The 18565-nt window shown below is 69.1% G+C and carries 21 protein-coding genes and 1 pseudogene; 4 read left to right on the forward strand and 18 right to left on the reverse strand.

Features of this window, described 5'->3' with window-relative positions; genetic code table 11:
- Window positions 1-44: 44 nt before the first annotated feature.
- From LVB77_RS09745 to LVB77_RS09810, 14 genes are all read right to left on the reverse strand, one after another.
- Window positions 45-206 carry a hypothetical protein gene (locus LVB77_RS09745; protein WP_232909926.1) on the reverse strand — a complete coding sequence of 54 codons (162 nt, stop codon included), beginning with the start codon at window positions 204-206 and terminating at the stop codon, window positions 45-47.
- 22 nt (window positions 207-228) lie between these two features.
- Window positions 229-486 (reverse strand): hypothetical protein, encoded by a 258-nt coding sequence (locus LVB77_RS09750; protein WP_232909927.1) that lies wholly within the window; start codon window positions 484-486, stop codon window positions 229-231.
- Between the two features lie 146 nt (window positions 487-632).
- Window positions 633-1004: a VOC family protein gene (locus tag LVB77_RS09755; protein WP_232909928.1), complete on the reverse strand. Its 372-nt coding sequence runs from the start codon at window positions 1002-1004 to the stop codon at window positions 633-635.
- Between the two features lie 93 nt (window positions 1005-1097).
- Window positions 1098-2006: a hypothetical protein gene (locus LVB77_RS09760; RefSeq protein ID WP_232909929.1), complete on the reverse strand. Its 909-nt coding sequence runs from the start codon at window positions 2004-2006 to the stop codon at window positions 1098-1100.
- A complete protein-coding gene (locus LVB77_RS09765) occupies window positions 1997-2251 on the reverse strand; it encodes a hypothetical protein (RefSeq protein ID WP_232909930.1) in 255 nt (84 codons plus the stop codon). Before LVB77_RS09765 ends, LVB77_RS09760 begins: the two co-directional genes overlap by 10 nt.
- A 109-nt stretch (window positions 2252-2360) precedes the next feature.
- On the reverse strand, window positions 2361-2927 hold the full coding sequence (gene yeiP / locus LVB77_RS09770) for an elongation factor P-like protein YeiP (RefSeq protein WP_232909931.1): 567 nt from the start codon (window positions 2925-2927) through the stop codon (window positions 2361-2363).
- 94 nt (window positions 2928-3021) lie between these two features.
- Window positions 3022-3792: an SDR family NAD(P)-dependent oxidoreductase gene (locus LVB77_RS09775; protein WP_232909932.1), complete on the reverse strand. Its 771-nt coding sequence runs from the start codon at window positions 3790-3792 to the stop codon at window positions 3022-3024.
- Between the two features lie 31 nt (window positions 3793-3823).
- The gene (locus tag LVB77_RS09780; protein ID WP_232909933.1) at window positions 3824-5182 is read right to left on the reverse strand and encodes an amidohydrolase family protein; all 1359 of its coding nucleotides are present in this window, start codon (window positions 5180-5182) and stop codon (window positions 3824-3826) included.
- A 236-nt stretch (window positions 5183-5418) separates the two neighbouring features.
- Entirely contained in the window at window positions 5419-7995 is a 2577-nt protein-coding gene (locus LVB77_RS09785; protein WP_232909934.1) for an EAL domain-containing protein, read from the reverse strand.
- Complete coding sequence (locus LVB77_RS09790; protein WP_232909935.1) at window positions 7992-8885, reverse strand: hydroxymethylglutaryl-CoA lyase; 894 nt, start codon at window positions 8883-8885, stop codon at window positions 7992-7994. The genes LVB77_RS09785 and LVB77_RS09790 overlap by 4 nt, the downstream gene beginning before the upstream one ends.
- A complete protein-coding gene (locus LVB77_RS09795) occupies window positions 8882-9469 on the reverse strand; it encodes a hypothetical protein (protein ID WP_232909936.1) in 588 nt (195 codons plus the stop codon). The genes LVB77_RS09790 and LVB77_RS09795 overlap by 4 nt, the downstream gene beginning before the upstream one ends.
- Window positions 9466-11475 carry a biotin carboxylase N-terminal domain-containing protein gene (locus LVB77_RS09800; protein ID WP_232909937.1) on the reverse strand — a complete coding sequence of 670 codons (2010 nt, stop codon included), beginning with the start codon at window positions 11473-11475 and terminating at the stop codon, window positions 9466-9468. Before LVB77_RS09800 ends, LVB77_RS09795 begins: the two co-directional genes overlap by 4 nt.
- Window positions 11476-11855: 380 nt before the next feature.
- Window positions 11856-12245, reverse strand: coding sequence for a VOC family protein (locus tag LVB77_RS09805; protein WP_232909938.1), 390 nt, complete (start codon window positions 12243-12245; stop codon window positions 11856-11858).
- Window positions 12246-12276: 31 nt separating this feature from the next.
- Window positions 12277-13059 carry an enoyl-CoA hydratase-related protein gene (locus LVB77_RS09810; protein WP_232909939.1) on the reverse strand — a complete coding sequence of 261 codons (783 nt, stop codon included), beginning with the start codon at window positions 13057-13059 and terminating at the stop codon, window positions 12277-12279.
- 154 nt (window positions 13060-13213) lie between these two features.
- On the opposite strand from LVB77_RS09810, the pseudogene LVB77_RS09815 reads away from it, so the two are divergent.
- The 3 genes and pseudogenes from LVB77_RS09815 to LVB77_RS09825 all read left to right on the forward strand — a co-directional run.
- A pseudogene (locus LVB77_RS09815) lies at window positions 13214-13441 on the forward strand (FeoA family protein); the annotation flags it as partial.
- A 101-nt stretch (window positions 13442-13542) separates the two neighbouring features.
- Window positions 13543-15417: a ferrous iron transporter B gene (locus LVB77_RS09820; RefSeq protein ID WP_232910236.1), complete on the forward strand. Its 1875-nt coding sequence runs from the start codon at window positions 13543-13545 to the stop codon at window positions 15415-15417.
- Between the two features lie 2 nt (window positions 15418-15419).
- A complete protein-coding gene (locus LVB77_RS09825; RefSeq protein ID WP_232909940.1) occupies window positions 15420-15662 on the forward strand; it encodes a DUF6587 family protein in 243 nt (80 codons plus the stop codon).
- Between the two features lie 201 nt (window positions 15663-15863).
- Here LVB77_RS09825 and LVB77_RS09830 read toward each other — a convergent pair whose 3' ends face one another.
- The 4 genes from LVB77_RS09830 to LVB77_RS09845 all read right to left on the reverse strand — a co-directional run bounded on the left by LVB77_RS09830 (window position 15864) and on the right by LVB77_RS09845 (window position 18242).
- Window positions 15864-17021 (reverse strand): AAA family ATPase, encoded by a 1158-nt coding sequence (locus LVB77_RS09830; RefSeq protein ID WP_232909941.1) that lies wholly within the window; start codon window positions 17019-17021, stop codon window positions 15864-15866.
- Window positions 17008-17205 (reverse strand): hypothetical protein, encoded by a 198-nt coding sequence (locus LVB77_RS09835; RefSeq protein ID WP_232909942.1) that lies wholly within the window; start codon window positions 17203-17205, stop codon window positions 17008-17010. Before LVB77_RS09835 ends, LVB77_RS09830 begins: the two co-directional genes overlap by 14 nt.
- Before the next feature lie 150 nt (window positions 17206-17355).
- Complete coding sequence (locus LVB77_RS09840; protein ID WP_232909943.1) at window positions 17356-17718, reverse strand: hypothetical protein; 363 nt, start codon at window positions 17716-17718, stop codon at window positions 17356-17358.
- Window positions 17715-18242 carry a polymer-forming cytoskeletal protein gene (locus LVB77_RS09845; protein ID WP_232910238.1) on the reverse strand — a complete coding sequence of 176 codons (528 nt, stop codon included), beginning with the start codon at window positions 18240-18242 and terminating at the stop codon, window positions 17715-17717. Before LVB77_RS09845 ends, LVB77_RS09840 begins: the two co-directional genes overlap by 4 nt.
- Window positions 18243-18394: 152 nt before the next feature.
- Between LVB77_RS09845 and LVB77_RS09850 the strand changes: the two genes are divergently transcribed.
- The gene (locus tag LVB77_RS09850; protein ID WP_232909944.1) at window positions 18395-18556 is read left to right on the forward strand and encodes a hypothetical protein; all 162 of its coding nucleotides are present in this window, start codon (window positions 18395-18397) and stop codon (window positions 18554-18556) included.
- The last annotated feature ends 9 nt before the right edge of the window (window positions 18557-18565 follow it).

Genomic DNA, 18565 nt, shown 5'->3' on the forward strand with positions numbered 1-18565 from the left:
GATGGTATGCGCAAAGGGCCCCGGTCAAGGCTCGGAATGGCAGGTCAAGGCGATGCTGCTGCCATCTTCGCTTCATAGCCGGCGTCTTTACGGCGGGAAATCTCGGGCGCGTAAACACTCGAGACCGCAGCGAAAAAGAGCATGACGACGCGGCGATTGGCTCGGCTCACCATTCCGTATCCTGACTTTGTGTCGTTCAGATGCATCGGCAGATCGTCGCACGCTGGTTCATGGCTGCGCGGAATTTATCAATGTGATGTGCTCGCAGTCTTCGCTCTCAAGCACCCGGCCGACGGTCGGCGTATCGATCATGATGCCCGCACCGAACTCCGTCCGAAACCAGTCGATCGAGCCTGCCTCCTCTGCAGGAAATTGGTTTGTGCTGATGATGAAAACGACTTTGGAAGGTGTGTCGTCGTCATACCAGAGGACCAGGTCGCCGACCTGTATCGGGATCTGTGTCCCGGGATAGTGGATGCGTTTCATGCGCGGTTTCCTGCCGTACGCAAACGCGCCAGTTCGTAGGCGCACAAGATCATGTCGCCCAGCGGTGCGTGGGTTTGAAAAAGCAAATCTACTCAGTCTCCCATTCTAAAAGGAGAGGGAAGTGGCAGAAAGAATTGCCGCCGCTGTCAAACATGCTGGTCCAGCATGATCACGTTGCCGTCCGGGTCGCTGAGGATGATGTGTGCCGGGCCGCTGCCGTCCGGGTCGGCGCGGGTGGTGATCTCCACGCCCTGGGCGTCCAGCGCCTTTTGCACGTCACGCACGTCGGTGAAGGACGGCAGCGGCTTGGCGCTTTGGTCCCAACCGGGATTGAAGGTCAGCAGGTTCTTGTCGAACATGCCCTGAAACAGGCCGATCACGGTCGAGCCGTTCTTCAGGATCAGCCAGCCCTGCGAGGCGTCGCCGGCGAAACCGGCGAAGCCCAGATTCTCGTAGAACGAGCGCGAGGCCGCGAGGTCTTTGACGGCGAGGCTGACGGAGAACGCACCGAGTTCCATGGGACACGCTCCGGATCGCTGGCGGTAGCGTGCAGCCTAGCGCGTGGAGCGCGGCGGGTGTAGCGGGCGGCGAGCGCCAATGGCCGTATGTCGCTACTCGGCGGGTGCCGGCGGAGTAGGCGCCGGCTCGGTGGGCGCTGCATCGTCGATTGCCTTGCGGATGTCGCGGCGCAGCGTCTCTTCGAAGGTGCCGAAGCAGCACACCCAACCGTACTGGCTGAACGAGAACAGGCCTACCGCCTTGGGGTCGCGGTCCATGCCCGCCGGCAGCGGATGCGGGATGGCTTGCCGCATCAGGTGGCTGCGCACCAGGTAGTCGACCTGTCGGACGGTGTGGCGGTAGTCCATGCCCGTTCCGCTGGACGAGGCCATGATCTGGGTGATGAGGAGCTGGTTGTCGGTGGTGGTGCAATGCGCCACGAAACTCAGCGCGCCGGTCCAACTGCGACAGAAGTACAGGCGGTCCTCATGCAGGTAGATGTCCCACTTCTCTTCCATGTGCGACGCCTTGAACACGGCGCCGTCCTCGATCGCTTCGTCCAGCGCATACGCCAGGCGGCAATCCAGCGCCACGGTGTCGGGCGGGAACAGGCCGATGCGGTCGCGCCCGTCGCTCGCGCGTTGCGCGACGTACGAATTGGCGACGGCGGGGTCCTGAGTGGTGGAGAGCATCGAGCGTACGAAGGCGAGGCAGTCGTAGCCGTTCGCGTCGAAAGGGTTTTCCGGGTCGTCCTTGGCCCGCCATTGGACGGAAGCCGCCGTCTCTTTGAGTAAGGGGCCGTCCGTCTTATCCGAGTTCTGGCCGGACGATGCCTTGCCGCCAAACATGCCACGCAAAAACTTGATCATGCGATCTCCCGATGTCCGAGGCCGGCCACCGGGATCCGAACGGTCCTGGGTCTGCCTGAGACCCACGGTAGCATCGGTGGGGAGGTCGCGTACCCACGGACGGCAGCAGGCCCGATTCAGCAACGAGAATGCCGAACGCTCGCTCAGGGCCATTCCTGTGGTTCGTAAGTCCGCATCCAGGCCGATACGGTGGAATCGGCGGCGTAACGGTTGCGTAGCTGCGCCCAGTGTCGGCGTTCGCGCAGCACGCGCAATTCGTGTTCGCGCGCCAGCGCCTGCAGCGCAGCCTCATCGGCGGGCTCGCCGCCGGAGAACGATTTGAATGCTTCGTGTTCGGAAACGAACGCGCGCAGGTCGGACGGCAGGGCGCAGAAGCCGCCGTGGTGCTGCGGCGCCAAGCCTTGTGGGACGGCGCAGGGCGCCTGCGCGTCACCGACACTGTCTGCGCCGGGACCCGAACAAGCGGCCGCCAGCGCCAGCGCGGCGCAGGCGGCCCAACGTGCTGCCTTAGTCCGCACGTCCGGAGAATTCGCCGGTGGCGGTGTTGACCAGCACACGCTCGCCGTTGCCGATGTACTCGGGGACCATGATCTCGATGCCCGTGGACAGCTTGGCCGGCTTGGGACGCTTGGTGGCGGTGCCGCCCTTGAGTTCCGGCGGCGTCTCGACGACTTCGATGGCCACGGTCTGCGGCAACTGCAGGCCCACCGGCAGGTCGTCGATGATCTGCACGTAGCAGCCGCTGAGGTCTTCGACGATATAGCCGGCGTCGTCGCCGACCACGTCGGCGTCCAGCGTGTACGGGGTGTAGTCCTCGTCGTCGAGGAAGACGAAGGCGTCGCCGTCCTTGTACGAGTAGGTCACCTGACGGCGGCTGAGTTCGACTTCCTTGAGCTCGTCGTCGCCGCCCACGCTCAGGTCCAGCTTGGTGCCGCCGGGCACCGAGTACATGGTGAAGCGGAACTTGACGTTGCCGCCACGACCCTGCGGCGAGCTGCGCTCGATGTCGCGGATCTGGTAGGCGGCGTTGTTGTGTTCGATCACGTTGCCTTTCTTGACGTCGTAAGCTTTCATTGCATGCATTCCGATGTGTGGTTCGCTGTAAGAGGCGGCGGCGTTCGCGAGCGGAGCATCGCGACGGGCGTCGCCCACACAGGGCAGGAGTGGGTTACTTCGGCGCCAGACGGGTGGCGCCGTCGAGGCGGATGGTCTCGCCGTTGAGGTAGGTGTTGCCGAGGATGTAGGCCACCAGGTCGGCGAACTCCTTGGGCTGGCCCAGGCGCGAGGGGAACGGGATCGACGCACTCAGCGACTGCTGCACCGACTCGGGCATGCCGTCGACCATCGGGGTCCAGAAGATGCCCGGCGCGATGGTCATCACGCGGATGCCGAAGCGCGACAGCTCGCGCGCCATCGGCAGGGTCATGCCGACCACGCCGCCCTTCGAGGCGGAATACGCGGCCTGACCGATCTGGCCTTCGTAGGCGGCGACCGATGCGGTGTTGACGATCACGCCGCGCTCGCCGTCGGTGCCGGCTTCGTTGTGCTGCATCAGGTTGGCCGCGGCCTTGGCGACGTTGAAGCTGCCGACCAGGTTGACCATGACCGTGCCCTGGAACTGCGCCAGCGGCATCGGCGCTTCCTTGCCCAGCATGCGGCCGGCGCCGAGGATGCCGGCGCAGTTGACGGCGACGTTGAGGCCGCCGAGGAAATCCTTGGCGGCGGCGACGTTGGCGGTCACGCCGGCTTCGTCGCTGACGTCGGTGCGGAAATAGCGCGCGTTGTCGGCGCCGAGTTCGGCCACCGCGGCGGCGCCCTTGTCGTCGTTGAGGTCGAACAGGGCGACCTTGCCGCCGTGGGCGACCAGGTGCTGGGCGACTGCGAGGCCGAGGCCGGAGACGCCGCCGGTGACGATGGCGCGCACGGTGTCGAGTTGCATAGGTAGGTCCGGGTCGGGGAAAACGGCGATTTTACCGGACTGGCCGGATGGCCGCTGGCGCGAGGGCGTCGCGGCCGGGCTCGCGGTAGACCGTGCCGTCCTTCACCACCAGCACGGGCTGGCGCAGGGCCTCGATGCGCTGGCTGGGGTCGCCTTCGAACGCGGCCAGATCGGCGCGCAGGCCCGGCGCGATGCGGCCGATGCGGTCGGACTGGCGCAGGATGCGCGCGGCGGTCGAGGTGCAGGCGCGCAGGGCCTGGGCCGGGCGCATGCCCAGCCGCGCCATCCACTCCGGCTCGCGGTAGTTGTCACCGTGGCGGAACACGCCGACGTCGCTGCCGCAGCCGATGGTGACGCCTTCGGCCAGTGCGGTGCGGAACGCCTGTTCGGCCTCGCGCAGCTTCGGCGTCGGCGGCGTTTGGCCGGGCACGTAGCCGGCGTAGTACTGCTCGGTGGATTCGACCGCGGTCAGCGTGGGCAGGTAGGCGACCTTGCGTTCGCGCATCAGACGGAACGTCGCCGCGCTGCCGCCGTAGCCGTGCTCGATGCTGTCCACGCCGGCTTCGATGGCCAGGCGCATGCCGGCGTCGCTGGCGGCGTGCGCGGCCACCGGGCGCCCGCTCAGGTGCGCGGCATCGACCAGGGCGCGCAGCTCGGCGGCGCTGAAGGTGGGTTGGGCGCTGCCGTCGGCGCCGATGCGGTAATCGGCGTAGACCTTGATCCAGTCGGCGCCGCGGCCTGCCTGCTCGCGCACCGCGCGCACGGTCTCGTCGACGCCGCTGACTTCCTGGGCGCCGCCGGGCAGGTGCAGGTCCGGACGGAAGCCGCGCGGGCCGGGGCCGTAGCTGGCGGTGGCGACGATGGCCAGGGTGGACACGAACAGGCGCGGCCCCGGAATCGTGCCCTCGTCGATCGCGCGCTTGAGCGAGAGGTCGGCGTAGCCGGCGCCTTCGGTGCCCAGGTCGCGCAGCGTGGTGTAGCCGGCATGCAGGGTGGCGCTGGCGTGGCGCGCGGCGAGCAGGGTGCGGTAGGCCTCGGGCTCCTTCAGCACCTGGTCGTTCCAGGTCGCTTCGTTGTACGGATGCAGGAACAGGTGCGAGTGCAGGTCGATCAGGCCGGGCGTCAGGGTGGCGCCGGGGAGGTCGATGCGACGCGCGTCGGCGGGCGCTTCGATGCGCTCGGCGGGACCGACGGCGACGATCGCGCCGTCGCGCACCAGGACGGCCCAGCCGCTGTGGGCGGCGTCTTCGTCGCCGGTCCAGACGCGGTCGGGGCGCAACAGCAGGGTTTCGCCGCGCGGGGGCGCGGGTTTGGGGTCGGCGGCGTGGGCGATGGTCGCGGCGACCGTGAGCAGCAGGCCGAGCAGGTTCAGGCGTAAGCGGTGTTTCATCGGCAGGCCTCGCGGAAGATGGGGGTGCGCGGCTATGCGCAGCCCCGCGCCGAAGTCACTGGACTCCCGCTTTCGCGGGAACGATGGCAAAAACAACAGCATGGCCACGCAGGTGTGACGCCACTCGTCCTTGCTCATCATCCCCGCGAAAGCAGGCTCCGCTTTATTTTCGGTGGCCGAGAATCCAGTGACTTAGGCACGCCACTTCAGAGTCCACGCCAGGCGTGTCTGCTTCCTCAACCCGGCAACGCAAGCGGCGAGCGGTAGTACTGCTGCAGCTCGTCCGGCATCAGGCCGGGCGCGAACAAGAAGCCTTGGCCGACTTCCACGCCGAGCTTGAGCAAGAAGGCGCGCTGGCGTTCGGTTTCCACGCCCTCGGCGACCAGGCCCAGGCCCAGGCTGCGGGCGATGCCGGTGACGGCCTGGCAGACCGCGACGTCGGACTGGTTGTCGGGCACGCCCTGCACGAACAGCTGGCTGAGCTTGAGGCCGTGGATGGGCAGACGGCGCAGGTAGTTGAGCGCGCTGTAGCCCTCGCCGAAATCGTCGATGGTCAGCATCACGCCCATCTCGCGCAGGGAGTGGAAGGTGCGCATGGTGTCGGGCACGTCTTCGATCAGCACGCGCTCGGTGAATTCCAGTTCCAGCGCGCTGCCGGGCAGGCCGGATTCGGCCAGCGCCGCGGCCACGCTGCTGGCCAGGTCCTCGCCCAGGAACTGGCGGTAGGAGACGTTGACCGCGACGCGGTGCACGTCCAGGCCGCGCTCGTGCCAGCGCCGCAACTGGCGGCAGGCTTCCTTCAGCACCCAGCCGCCGATGCCGACGATGTCGCCGGTGGTTTCGGCGTGGTCGATGAAACGGTCGGGGCGCATTTCGCCCAGCGACTGGTTGCGCCAGCGGATCAGCGCTTCCACCGCCACCACCGAGCCGTTGGCCAGGTCGACCTGCGGCTGGTAGACCAGATGGAACTCGTCGTTGTGGACGGCGCGGCGCAGGTGGGTTTCCAATTGCAGGCGGTGCAGCTGCTGTTCGGCCAATTCCGGGTTGAAGCTCTGCCAGCCGTTGCGGCCGCGGCGCTTGCTGTCGTACATGGCCACGTCGGCGCTCTGGATCAGCTGCTGCGAGCGCACGCCGTCGAGCGGCGCCTGGGCGATGCCGATGCTGGCGGTGATGCTGAATTCCTCGCCGTCCAGGCGGAAGCTGTCGCCGAAGATCTCGAGGATGGAATCGGCCAGGCGCTCCGGGCGCGCCGGGTCGTTGCCGGTCTCGCACACCACCAGGAACTCGTCGCCGCCGAAGCGCGCGATCAGGCCTTCGCTGCCGACCGCGCGCTGGATGCGGCGCGCGGCCGAGGCCAGCAGGCGGTCGCCGGCGGCGTGGCCGAGCACGTCGTTGACCACTTTGAAGCGGTCCAGGTCGATGTACAGCACGGCCAGCGCGGCGCGGTTGGGATCGTCCAGCCGGCTTTCCAGCTCCGACAGCACGGCGTCGCGGTTGAGCAGGCCGGTGAGCGGATCGCTGCGCGCCTGGATGCGCAGGTTTTCTTCGTCGTGCTTGCGTTCGGTGATGTCCTGCAGGGTGCCGATCAGGCGCGCGTTGAGCGTGTCGCCGGCCTCGGCCTGGGCGATGGTGCGCACCCAGAAGCCGCGGCCGTCGGCGCGCATGCCCTGCAGTTCCAGATCGAGGTTGCGGCCGAACGCGATCGCGTGGTCGAGCGCATCGCGCAGGCGCTGGCGGTCGGCCGGGCGCAGGCATTGCAGCATCGCGCCCATGTCGGCCGGCACCGGGTCGTGACCGAGGATGCGCTGCGCTTCCTCGGTCAGATACAGCTGATCGGGGCCGGCCTCCCATTCCCAGCCGCCGATGTGGGCCAGGCTTTGGGCGCGGTCGAACAGGGCGCTGTCGCGCTTGATCGCGGTGACGTCGGTGAACATCGACATCACCTGATGCGGGCGGTTGCCGCCGGCCGGGAACTGCGGCAGCGAGGTCACCGTGAGCCAGATCAGGTTGCGGCGCTCGCGGTGATACAGGCCCAGCACCACGCTGTCGACGCGCTTGCCGGTGTCCAGCGCGCGCTGGGCCGGGAATTCCTTCTGGCTCAGTTCGCGGCCGTGCTCGTCGATCACCATCCAGTGCTCGCCGCGCATCTCTTCGTCGGCGCTGTGCTGGTGGGTCATGCCCATGATGCGCATGGCCGCGCCGTTGGCGTAGATCACGCGGAAATCGGGATCGTGCACGACGATGCCGCGGTCGATGGTTTCCATCAGCTCGCGGTAGCGCAGCTCGGCGTCGCGGCGGCCGCTGAGGTCGCGCGCCACCGCCACGATGCAGCGCCGGCCCTCGTGCTCGAACCCCGCCGAATGCACTTCGACCGGGAAACGGCTGCCGTCGCCGCGCATGTTGGTGACTTCGATGACGTAGGTCTCGCCGCGGTTGAGGGTTTCCCAGACCGGGTTGAGATGGTCGTGCGGCAGCTCGGGGTTGAGCACGTGGATGGGCTGACCGACGATCTGGTCGCGCGGCCGGCGGTAGGCGGCCATGCCGGCCTTGTTGAGGTCGAGCACGGTGCCGACTTCGTCGAGGATGCTGACCGGGTCGGGCACGGCGTCGAACACCGCGCGGTAGCGCGTGTGGGCGACGTCGGCGTCGTCGCTGCTGCTGCGGATGGCCTCGGCGGCCTGCAGCAGCAGGGCGCGCGTGGCCTCCGACAGACTGCTGTCGTGGCTGGCCAGTTCCAGCGCCGCCAGGGTCGCGGCCGCATCCACCGGCGACGGCGTTGCGGTCGGTTCGCTCCCGGGCGCGCGCTGGTTCATGGGGCCGCCAGCGCCTTGCCGACCTTGCTGCCGGTTTCGCGGCCCAGCAGCCCGGCCAGCCAGCGGCCGGTGTCGGCCAGGGCGTTCAAATCCACGCCGGTCTCGATGCCCAGGCCGTGCAGCATGTAGACCACGTCCTCGCTGGCGACGTTGCCGCTGGCGCCCTTGGCGTAGGGGCAGCCGCCGGTGCCGGACACGGCCGAGTCGACCACCGCCACGCCTTCTTCCAGGCAGGACAGGATGTTGGACAGGGCCTGGCCGTAGGTGTCGTGGAAATGCACCGCCAGCGCCGCCATCGGCACTTCCGCCGCCACCGCTTTCAGCATCGCGCGCGCCTTGCCCGGCGTGCCCACGCCGATGGTGTCGCCCAGCGAGATTTCGTAGCAGCCCATCGCGTGCAGGGCCTTGGCCACGCGCACCACGTCGGCCACCGGCACCGCGCCCTGGTAGGGGCAGCCCAGCACGGTGGAGACGTAGCCGCGCACCGCCACGCCGTCGGCGCGCGCGCGCTCCATCACCGGCGCGAAGCGCGCCAGCGATTCGTCGATGCTGGCGTTGATGTTCTTCTGGTTGAACGCTTCCGAGGCGGCGGTGAACACCGCGATCTCCTCCACGCCGACCGCGCGCGCGCGGTCGTAACCCTGTTCGTTGGGCACCAGCACGGGGTAGTGCACGCCGGCCTTGCGGTGGATGCCGGTGAACACCTCGGCGGCATCGGCCAACTGCGGCACCCACTTCGGGCTGACGAAGCTGGTCGCCTCGATGCTGCGCAGGCCGGTCGCGGACAGGCGATCGATCAGGGCGATCTTGTCGGCGGTGGCGATCTGCGCCTTTTCGTTCTGCAGGCCGTCGCGCGGGCCGACTTCGACGATGCGGACCGAAGGGGTCATGGTGCGGCTCCTGTGACGCGCTCGGCGTTCAGTGCCGGCGGCTGTTTGTCGAGCGCGCCGAATACCGGCTCCGGCCCATGCGCGAGCACGCGCGCGAGCGCGCGGCCGTTGCTGCTGACCAGCACCGAACTGTCCTGGGGCGAGGGCTTGCGGCCTTTCAGCGTGCGCGCCTCGATGCTGCGTTGGACCGCACGCGTATCGGGCAGCCAGGCGCGCAGGCGTTCGCCCTCGATTCTGTACAGGACCAGAAACACGCCGCCCGGCGGCACGCTGGCGGCCAGGCCCTGCGGCGCGTCGCCGCCGAGCGCGCGTTCGGCGTCGCGCGGAGACAGCACCAAGTAGCGGTGCGGACCGGCGATGTAACCGCGCAAGCTCAGCTCGACGGTCTTGCCGTCTTCCACCGGCCATTGCGCGCGGCAATCGCGGTCGACCACGGCGGGGCGGCCGGGACCGTCGCCCTTCGGGCGCCAGGTTCCGACCAGGTCCGGATCGCAGGACAGGGCGGCGGCGGGCGCGTGCTCGAAGCCGACGCAGGCCGACAGCGTCAGCGCGAGCAAGCCGATGAGGGCGGGGCGCAGGTTCATGCCTCCAGCGCCACCAGTACGGCATCGGCTTCGACGAACTCGCCGGCCGCGGCGCGCACTTCGGCGACCGTGCCGGCGCGCGGGGCCTTGAGGCTGAGTTCCATCTTCATCGCTTCGATCACCATGAGCTCCTGCCCGGCTTCGACCGTGTCGCCGGCGGCGGCCTTGACCACCACCACGCGGCCGGGCATTGGGGCGACCACGTGGTTGCCGGTGCCGGCCGCCGCGGCCGATTCGTGACGATACATCGGGACCGGCAGCAAGCGCAGCCGGCGCTCGCCGTCGTGGACCACCACCCGGCGCTCATCTCCCAGTAACGCGAAACGGCGCGAACGGCCGTCAATGCGCAGGCTCAGGCCGTCCGCGCCCTGGCGCGCGCCCTGGACCTGACGGCTGCGGCCGGCCTGCTCGATGCGGTAGTCGCCGGCGCTGCCCTGGGCGTGCAGCTCCAGGCGCTCGTCGCGGTGCAGGAAGGCCAGGCTGCGGCGGCCGCCGTGGCCCAGGCGCCAGCCGTCGGCGATCGCCCACGGCGATTCGGGATCGTTGGAGGCGGCGGCGCGGCGGCGGGTGTCGCGTTCCTGCGCCAGCAGTTCGGCCACGGTCGCGGCGATCAGCAGGTCGTCGGCGTCCTCGCCCGCCGGTGCGTCGGCGGCCGGCATGAATTCGTCGAGGTGGCGGTCGAGGTAGCCGGTGTCGATGCGGCCTTCGACCACGGCCGGATGGCGCGCCAGGCGCTCCAGGAATTCGATGTTCGACTTGGGCCCGGCGATCTCGCACTGCGCCAGCGCCGCGCGCAGGCGCGCCAGCGCGCTGGGGCGGTCGACGTCGGCGACGATGAGTTTGGCGATCATCGGGTCGTAGAAGATGGTGACGGTATCGCCTTCGATCACGCCCGAATCGATGCGCACGTGCGCGTCGGGCGTGGGCAGGCGCAGGCGCTCGAGGCGGCCGGAACCGGGCAGGAAGCCGGCCTCCGGGTCTTCGGCGTACAGGCGCACCTCGATCGCATGGCCGCGCTGCGCGATCGCGTCCTGGCCCAGCGGCAGCGGCTCGCCGGCGGCCACGCGCAGCTGCCATTCGACCAGGTCCAGGCCGGTCACGTACTCGGTGACCGGGTGCTCGACCTGCAGGCGGGTGTTGATCTCCATGAAGTAGAAGCCGCCGTCCTGGCCGACGATGAACTCGACCGTGCCGGCGTTGACGTAGTCGATCGCGTGTCCGGCCTGCACCGCGGCCGCGCCCATGGCTTGGCGCAGCTGCGGGCTCAGGAACGCCGACGGCGATTCCTCCAGCACCTTCTGGTAGCGGCGCTGGGCCGAGCACTCGCGCTCGTTGAGGTGGATCACCTGGCCGTGGCCGTCGCCGAAGATCTGGATCTCGATGTGGCGCGGCTGCTCGACGTAGCGCTCCAGCAGCACGCGGTCGCGGCCGAAGGCGTTGCGCGCTTCGCGCTGGCAGCTCTCCAGGTGCGCCAGGAACTCGTCGCTGGCGCGCACGATGCGCATGCCCTTGCCGCCGCCGCCGTGCGCGGCCTTGATCATCAGCGGGTAGCCGATCGCGTCGGCTTCGCGGTGCAGCAGGTCGGGGGTCTGGTCGGCACCGGTGTAGCCGGGCACCACCGGCACGCCGGCCGCCTGCATCAGCTCCTTGGCGCCGGCCTTGCTGCCCATCTTGCGCATCGAGGCGCCGGCCGGGCCGATGAAGGCCAGGCCCGCGGCCGCGACCGCGTCGGCGAAGTCGGCGTTCTCGCTGAGGAAGCCGTAGCCCGGATGCACGGCTTGGGCGCCGCTGCGCAGCGCGACCTCGATGATGGCGTCGCCGCGCAGGTAACTGTCGGCCGGGCGCGGGCCGCCGATCGGGTAGGCCTCGTCGGCCTGGCGCACGTGCTGGGCATCGGCGTCGGCGTCGGAGTACACCGCGACCGTGCGAATGCCCAGGCGGCGGCAGGTGCGGATCACGCGGCAGGCGATTTCGCCGCGGTTGGCGATCAGGATCTTGCTGAACATGGGCGGGTTCGCGTGTCGTTGCGCGGGCGCGCGTGGAAAGGGAGGCGTGCCGCGGCGGCGGGCCGGCGCGATGCGTCGATTCTCGCCGAAGGCGAGGGCCGCTGTCCTGTCGGCGGCCGGGCGCGGACCGGCGTTTGCGCGACGGGCGGCCCGCTTATGCGATCCGGTGGCACGTGGAAGCTGCCATACGCCGCAGTGGGGAAACCGGCTGGGCCCAACGGCTGCCTTCGTTCGCGGCCCGCAGTCCGGCGTTCGCTGTTTCCGGTGCCGCCGGATGCGGTGGGGCTATCCATAACCCGTCGTTCCGGCGAAAACCGGCACCCATTTCGATCTTCGCGGACAGCGCCGCGCCGGCGAGCGCAATCGCAGCACTACGCGCCTCAAGCCTCGGGCAAGTGGCAGACCGCCTCGATGTTGTGCCCGTCCAGGTCGTAGGCGAAGGCGCCGTAATAGTTCGGGTGGTAGTGCGGGCGCAGGCCGGGGGCGCCGTTGTCGCGCGCGCCGTTGCTCAGCGCAGCGGCGTGGAAGGCATCCACTTGCGCGCGGCTGGCGGCGGTGAAGCACACGTGCGCGCCGCCGGTGCGGGCTTCGCCAGTGCCGATCCAGAACTTGGGCTGCCGCGGCGGGCCGAAGCCGCAACCCTCGTAGCCGCCGCTTTGTTCCTTGGTCACTTCCATCACCGGCTCGTGGCCCAGCGTGGCCAGCACGGCGGTGTAGAAGGCTTTCGCGCGCGGATAGTCGGCGACGTTCAATCCCAGGTGGTCGATCACGATGCGGCTCCTTGCGGCGTAGTAAGGGGGCTCAGGGAATCCAGGCCGGCTTGCGCTTGTCCAGGAACGCGCCCAGGCCTTCCTGACCCTCGGGTGAGACGCGCAGGCGCGCGATCAGGTCGGCGTTGTCCGAATCGTGACGGTCGCGGTCGCCGTGCGCGGCCACGCGCCGCACCAGCGCCTTGGCCTGGGCCGCCGCGACCGGGCCGGCCTTGAGCAGCAAGTCGATCTGGCGCTGCACCGCGGCGTCGAGCTGGTCGGCCGGCATCACCGCGTGCAGCAGGCCGATCGCCAGTGCGGTGTCGGCATCGAAGATTTCCGCGGTCGCGAACCAGCGCCGCGCCTGGCGCGCGCCGATCGCCTCGATCACGTAGGGCGAGATCACCGCCGGCAACAGGCCGAGCTTGCTTTCGGTCAGGCCGAATTTCGCCTCGGGCGCGCCGATGGCGATGTCGCAGCAGGCGACCAGGCCGACGCCGCCGCCGAAGGCCGCGCCGTGCACGCGGGCGATGGTCGGCTTGGGCAGTTCGTCCAGGGTGCGCATCAGCCGCGCCAGGGCCAGGGCGTCGTCGCGGTTGACCGCTTCGCTGGCCGCGGCCATGCCGCGCATCCAGTTGAGGTCGGCGCCGGCCGAGAACGAGGCGCCATCGCCTTCCAGCACCACCACCCGCACCGTGTCGTCGTGCGCCACGGCTTCCAGCGCGCCGGTCAGGGCGGCGATCAGGACCGCGTCGAAGGCGTTGTGCAGGGCCGGGCGGTTCAGGCGCAGCCGGGCCAGCGGGCCCTCGCGCAAACTCAGCAGCGGATGGTTCATCGCGGGCGGGGGACCGATGTGTGGAGTCTGGCGAATGATAGCCGGCGCCCGCCGCGATCCGCCCCGGTACGGCCGGCGATGCTAGAATGAGAACAATTCCTATTTGTGTCCGGCCGCGGTCGCCGTCCATGACATCGTGTCCATTGGTGCAACCTTGAAATTGTCCGAACTGCCGCGGCGTGTCGCGGCCATGGTCGAGTCCGTCGAAGACCAGGCCCCGAACGACGCGATCGCGCGGCGTCTGCGCGAGCTGGGTTTCGTCAAGGGCGAGCGCGTCGAGGTGATGGCCGCCGGGCCGATTTCCGCCGAGCCGCTGCTGATCCAGATCGGTTTCACCCGTTTCGCCCTGCGCCGTAGCGAGGCGGCGCGGATCAGGATTCAACCGATCGGGAGTCAACCGATCGGAAGTGAGACGGTTCGGAACGAGCCGGTCCAAAGCCAGCCCGACGCGGGCGGGAGCGACGCATGAGCCATGCCGCCACGATGCAAGCCGCCGCCGCGCCGGGAGTGCCGCGCGTGGCCCTGGTCGGCAGCCCGAACTGCGGCAAGACCGCGTTGTTCAACCTGCTCACCGGCAGCCGCCAGAAGGTCGCCAACTACGCCGGCGTCACCGTCGAGCGCAAGGAAGGGCGCCTGCATGCGCCCTCGGGCCGCAGCTACGCCGTGCTTGATCTGCCCGGCGCCTACAGCTTGCACGCCGCCAGCCTGGACGAAGCGGTCACGCGCGACCTGTGCCGCGGCTTCTATCCCGGCGAACCCGCACCCGACGTGATGGTCTGCGTGGTCGACGCCACCAACCTGCGCCTGCACCTGCGCTTCGCCCTGGAACTGCGCGAGCTCGGCCGGCCGATGGTGCTGGCCGTCAACATGATGGACGCGGCCAAGCGCCGCGGCATCGACGTCGATCTGGCCGTGCTGGAGCGCGAGCTCGGCGTGCCGGTGGTGCCGACGGTGGCGGTGCGCCGCAATGGCGCGCGCGAACTGGTGGCGATGTTGGATCGCGTCACGGACATGGCGCATGCGCCGCACGGCGAGCCGACGCAGGGCCTGCAGCCGGAAGACCTGCATGCCGAAACCCGGCGCCTGCTGTCGCTGGCGGTGACCATGCCGCGCCGCACCGCCGAGATCGACGACACCCTGGATCGTTGGCTGTTGCATCCGGTGCTGGGCCTGCTGTCGCTGGCGGTGGTGATGTTCCTGATCTTCCAGGCGGTCTACGCCTGGGCCACGCCGCTGATGGACCTGATCGAGGCCGGCACGGCGCTGGCGGGCGACTTCGTCGGCGGGGCGATGCCGGACGGTCCGCTGAAGAGCCTGATGGTGGACGGCATCATCGCCGGCCTCGGCGGCGTGATCGTGTTCCTGCCGCAGATTCTGATCCTGTTCGCTTTCATTCTCGCGCTGGAAGAATCCGGCTACCTGCCGCGCGCGGCGTTCCTGCTGGACCGCATGATGGCCGGCGCCGGTTTGTCGGGCCGATCCTTCATTCCCTTGCTGTCCAGTTTCGCCTGCGCGATTCCCGGCATCATGGCCACGCGTTCCATCCAGGATCCGCGCGACCGCCTGGCGACCATCCTGGTCGCGCCGCTGATGACCTGCTCGGCGCGCCTGCCGGTATACGCGCTGCTGATCGGCGCCTTCATACCGCAGCAAAAGGTGCTGGGCGTGCTCAACCTGCAGGGCCTGGTGCTGTTCGCGCTGTACGCGGCCGGCATACTCAGCGCGCTGATGGTGTCGTGGGTGATGAAGAAGTGGCGCCGCGACAAGGGCGAGCATGCGCTGCTGCTGGAACTGCCCTCCTACCGCATCCCGCACCCGCGCGATCTGCTGATCGGCCTGTGGGAGCGCGCCTGGATCTTCCTGCGCCGGGTCGGCGGCATCATCCTGGCGCTGACCGTGCTGCTGTGGTTCCTGCTGTCGTTCCCCGGTGCGCCCGCCGACGCGACCATGCCGGCGATCGACTACAGCTTCGCCGGCCGCATCGGCCACGCCATGACCGCGGTGTTCGCGCCGATCGGCTTCAACTGGCAGATCTGCATCGCCCTGATCCCGGGCTTGGCCGCGCGCGAAGTCGCGGTGTCCTCGCTGGCCACGGTGTACGCGCTGTCGGCCGCCGACGACGATGCCGCTGCGCAGGCACTGACGCCGATCATCACCGACGGCTGGTCGCTGGCGACCGCGCTGTCGCTGCTGGTGTGGTTCATCTATGCGCCGCAGTGCATCTCCACCCTGGCCACGATCCGGCGCGAGACCAACTCCTGGAAGCAGGTCGCGATCAGCGCCGGCTACCTGTTCGCGCTGGCCTATCTGGCCTCGCTCGTGACCTATCAGGTCGCCGTCGCGCTGGGCGCGGGCTGAGCATGGACGCCGGACTGTTCGCGCAATACGTGGTGATCGCGCTGGCGGTGGTCGTCAGCGCGGTCGTGGTCGCGAAGAAGCAGTTCCCCGGCGGCGTGCGCCGCCTGCGCATCGCCTGCGCGCTGCCGCTGGTGCGCGACGGCCGCCCGTCCTGGATGCGCCGCCTCGGCCGCGCGATCGCACCGGTGCCCAGCGCGTCGGGTCCGAACTGCGCGGGCTGCGATAGCTGCGGGCCGGCGGACTGAGGGCTGGGCTGGCGCTGCGTCGCCGGTGCTAAGAGCAAATCCCCCTCAATCCCCCTTTTTCCAAAGGGGGAAGCTAAGAGCGTCGACTTCGAACTTACCGCGTAAGCGTTCCCCCTTTGTAGAGGGGGCTAGGGGGGCTTCTGCTCGCCGCAAAAGAAAAGCCCCGCGATCATCGCGGGGCTTTCTCGCTGTGGATACGCCTCACAGCTTCGACCGCGGCCCCTGCGCCGGCGGATCCTGCCCCGGCGGCGGCATCTGCCCTGGCTGCGGCTGCGCTTGAACCTGCGCCTGCGCCACCGCGGGCGCGGTCACATGCGTGCCCGGCGGCAGTTTGCCGTCGACGCCGAAGGGATAGCCGATTTCGACCTGGGTGCCGCGGTGCTCAGGGCGCTGCAGGGCGGCGTAGTCGCCGGGCGGCGCCACGCTGCGGTCGTGCAGCACCAGGTAGCCGTCGCCCTTGGCCTTGCCGGGCACGAACTGCATCACGTGCTGGTCGGTGGTCTTGGCGACCAGGCCCTTGTAGGTCGCACCGCGGTCGATGTCGGCGTCGTAGATCGGCAGCCCCGAGCGCGACGAGAACTCCGTCAGCTCGGCGCGCGATTTCTCGCGCTGTTCCAGTGGCACGCGCAGGCGCTCGTTGACCCAACGCGGGGTTTCGTCGCCCTGCGGATAGCGCATGCTGCCGTCGGGCAGTTTCTCGGCGACCAGCTTGGGCGCCTTGCCGTGCACGCTGTTGTCGAAGATCTGCGCAGTCTTGGACTTCTCCACCGCCAGCGGCAGCAGATCCATGGCGCGCTCGTAGCGCTCGCCGATCTTGGCCACGTCGACCGGGTGCCCGCCCTTGGCGACGCGGTCCTGCACGCGCTGCTTGTTGATCTCGCCGCTGGCGGTGGTCACGAATACCAGGTCGACATCGAAGCCCTTGTTGCGCGCCTCGTCGAACAGGGCGAGCTTGCCCGGCGTGGACATCACGCTCTCGAACGCGAACGGCCGGTCGCCCTGTACCGCCGTGGCCCGGGCGCGGTCGGCCAGGTTGGCGGCGTAGCCCTCGTTCACCCGTCGCTCGGCGCCGGCTTGCGAGAGTTCGACGCCGCGTTCGCGTTCGCGCTCGATCAGGCTGGTGGCCATGCCCGGTGCATCACGCTTGTAGGCGGCGCGGTCTTCCTCGGTGATGGCGGGCGTGCGCAGCTTGAGGCTGGCGTCGTTGCTGGGCTTGTCCAGCCATTTGCCGATGTCGTCGGCGTTGACGTAAATGGCCGGGAACGCCGGGCTGTCCATCAACGCGTCGGTCACGGTGCTCTTGCCGGAGCCGTTGGGCCCGGCCAGCACGGTCATGCGCGGGCGCTCACTCGGCGGCATGGCCAGCCTCCCCACCGATCGGCTCGATCCGACCGTCCGGGTACTGCTTGCACCACACTCCGTTCACTTCGACCACATGCGGCAGGCCGAGCGCGTCGGTCTCGGCGGCGGCCTTGGCCATCGCCTCCTGCATCAATTCGTTCGCGCGTTCGCGCCCGATCTCGTCGATCAGCGACTTGGTCATGACTACGGCTCCTTGTAGAGGCTGTCCTGTCTCACGCGCCGCGGCGCCGCGCGTCGGCGCGGGGCGGTGGCTGCGTGTCGACGGAATGCTAGCGCGGCGCGGCCGGCGCAACAAACGCCGGCACCGCCGAAGCGTGATCGCGATGGCGGATCAGCGCTTGCGCTTGACCGCTTTGTAGCCGGTCGCGGCCACGGCCTCGACGGCTAAAGTGAAAGTCCGTTGCTCGCCCGGAAACAACGCGCCCACGCCGACCACCTGGCGGGTGATCTCATGCCCGTCTTCGTCGCGGATCGACAGCAGCATGGTGTATTCCCACGCGCCCTCGGCGGGCGCGTGGATCGTGCCTTCGACATGCAGCGGCGAAAACTTCGCCGCCGCCTGTTGCAGCGCGTCCGGGTCGAACTTGAGATGGTGCTTGCAGGCGGGGCAGACGTTGGCGCTGTCGAGGATCGTGGTCTTGCAGTGCGGACAGGTGCGCGTCGCCCCGGGCAGGCCCGGGCGTGCGGCGTTCATGCGCCGGCGCCGTTCTCCGATTTGCCGCCCTTGTCGCTCTTGTCGGCGGACTTGCCGTCCTTGTCGTCGAAGCCGAACTCGACCTGGCCGCGCATGCGCGAACCCGGCGCCACGGTGACCACGCCGGCCTTGACGTCGCCGACCATCGTGCCGCCCTCCAGCAGTTCGACGCGCTGCGCGGCGTCGATGTTGCCTTCCAGTTCGCCCGCGATCACGACCTTGCGCGCGCGCACGCCGCCGTTCAATTTGGCGCCGACTTCGATGGTGAGATCGCCGTCGACTTGCACGTCGCCCTTGAAGCGGCCGGCGATGCGGATGTGGCCCGAGCCTTGGATCTTGCCTTCGATCGACAGGTCGGAGGCGATCAGCGACTCCTTGCCGCCTTCGCGTTCGGCCGGCTTGGCCGCATACGACGGCGCCGGAGCGGTGTTGGCGAACGGTGCCGGCGCCGGCGTGGACGCCTGGCCGAAACTGATCTCGTTGGCCGTGTCCGGCTCGCGCTTGAGCGCGGTCTCCGGTTGCATCGGCGGAAGCGTCTCACGCTTGGGCGGGTTGGGCTGATTGAAAACGGCCATGACGCGGCGTCCTCTGGTTCGGGGGAACGTTCGGGTGAAGAACGGGTGACAGCGAGGGTGAGCTCTGGAGCCTAACACGCTGATACAACGCGACCGATGTGATGCGGCTCACCAATCCGTGCAGCAAAAATCCGCGTCGCGGATTCAGTTTCGACACGCCGCGCTATGCGCCAACAACAACGCGGATTTGCGCGCTTGATACCGCACAGTTGCACCTCGCGCAGGCGCAGAATGATTCAGAAATTTTTCAGGACGATGAATAGGGCGCGCGG

It is taken from the genome of Lysobacter sp. 5GHs7-4, from assembly GCF_021284765.1.
GTDB lineage: Bacteria > Pseudomonadota > Gammaproteobacteria > Xanthomonadales > Xanthomonadaceae > Lysobacter.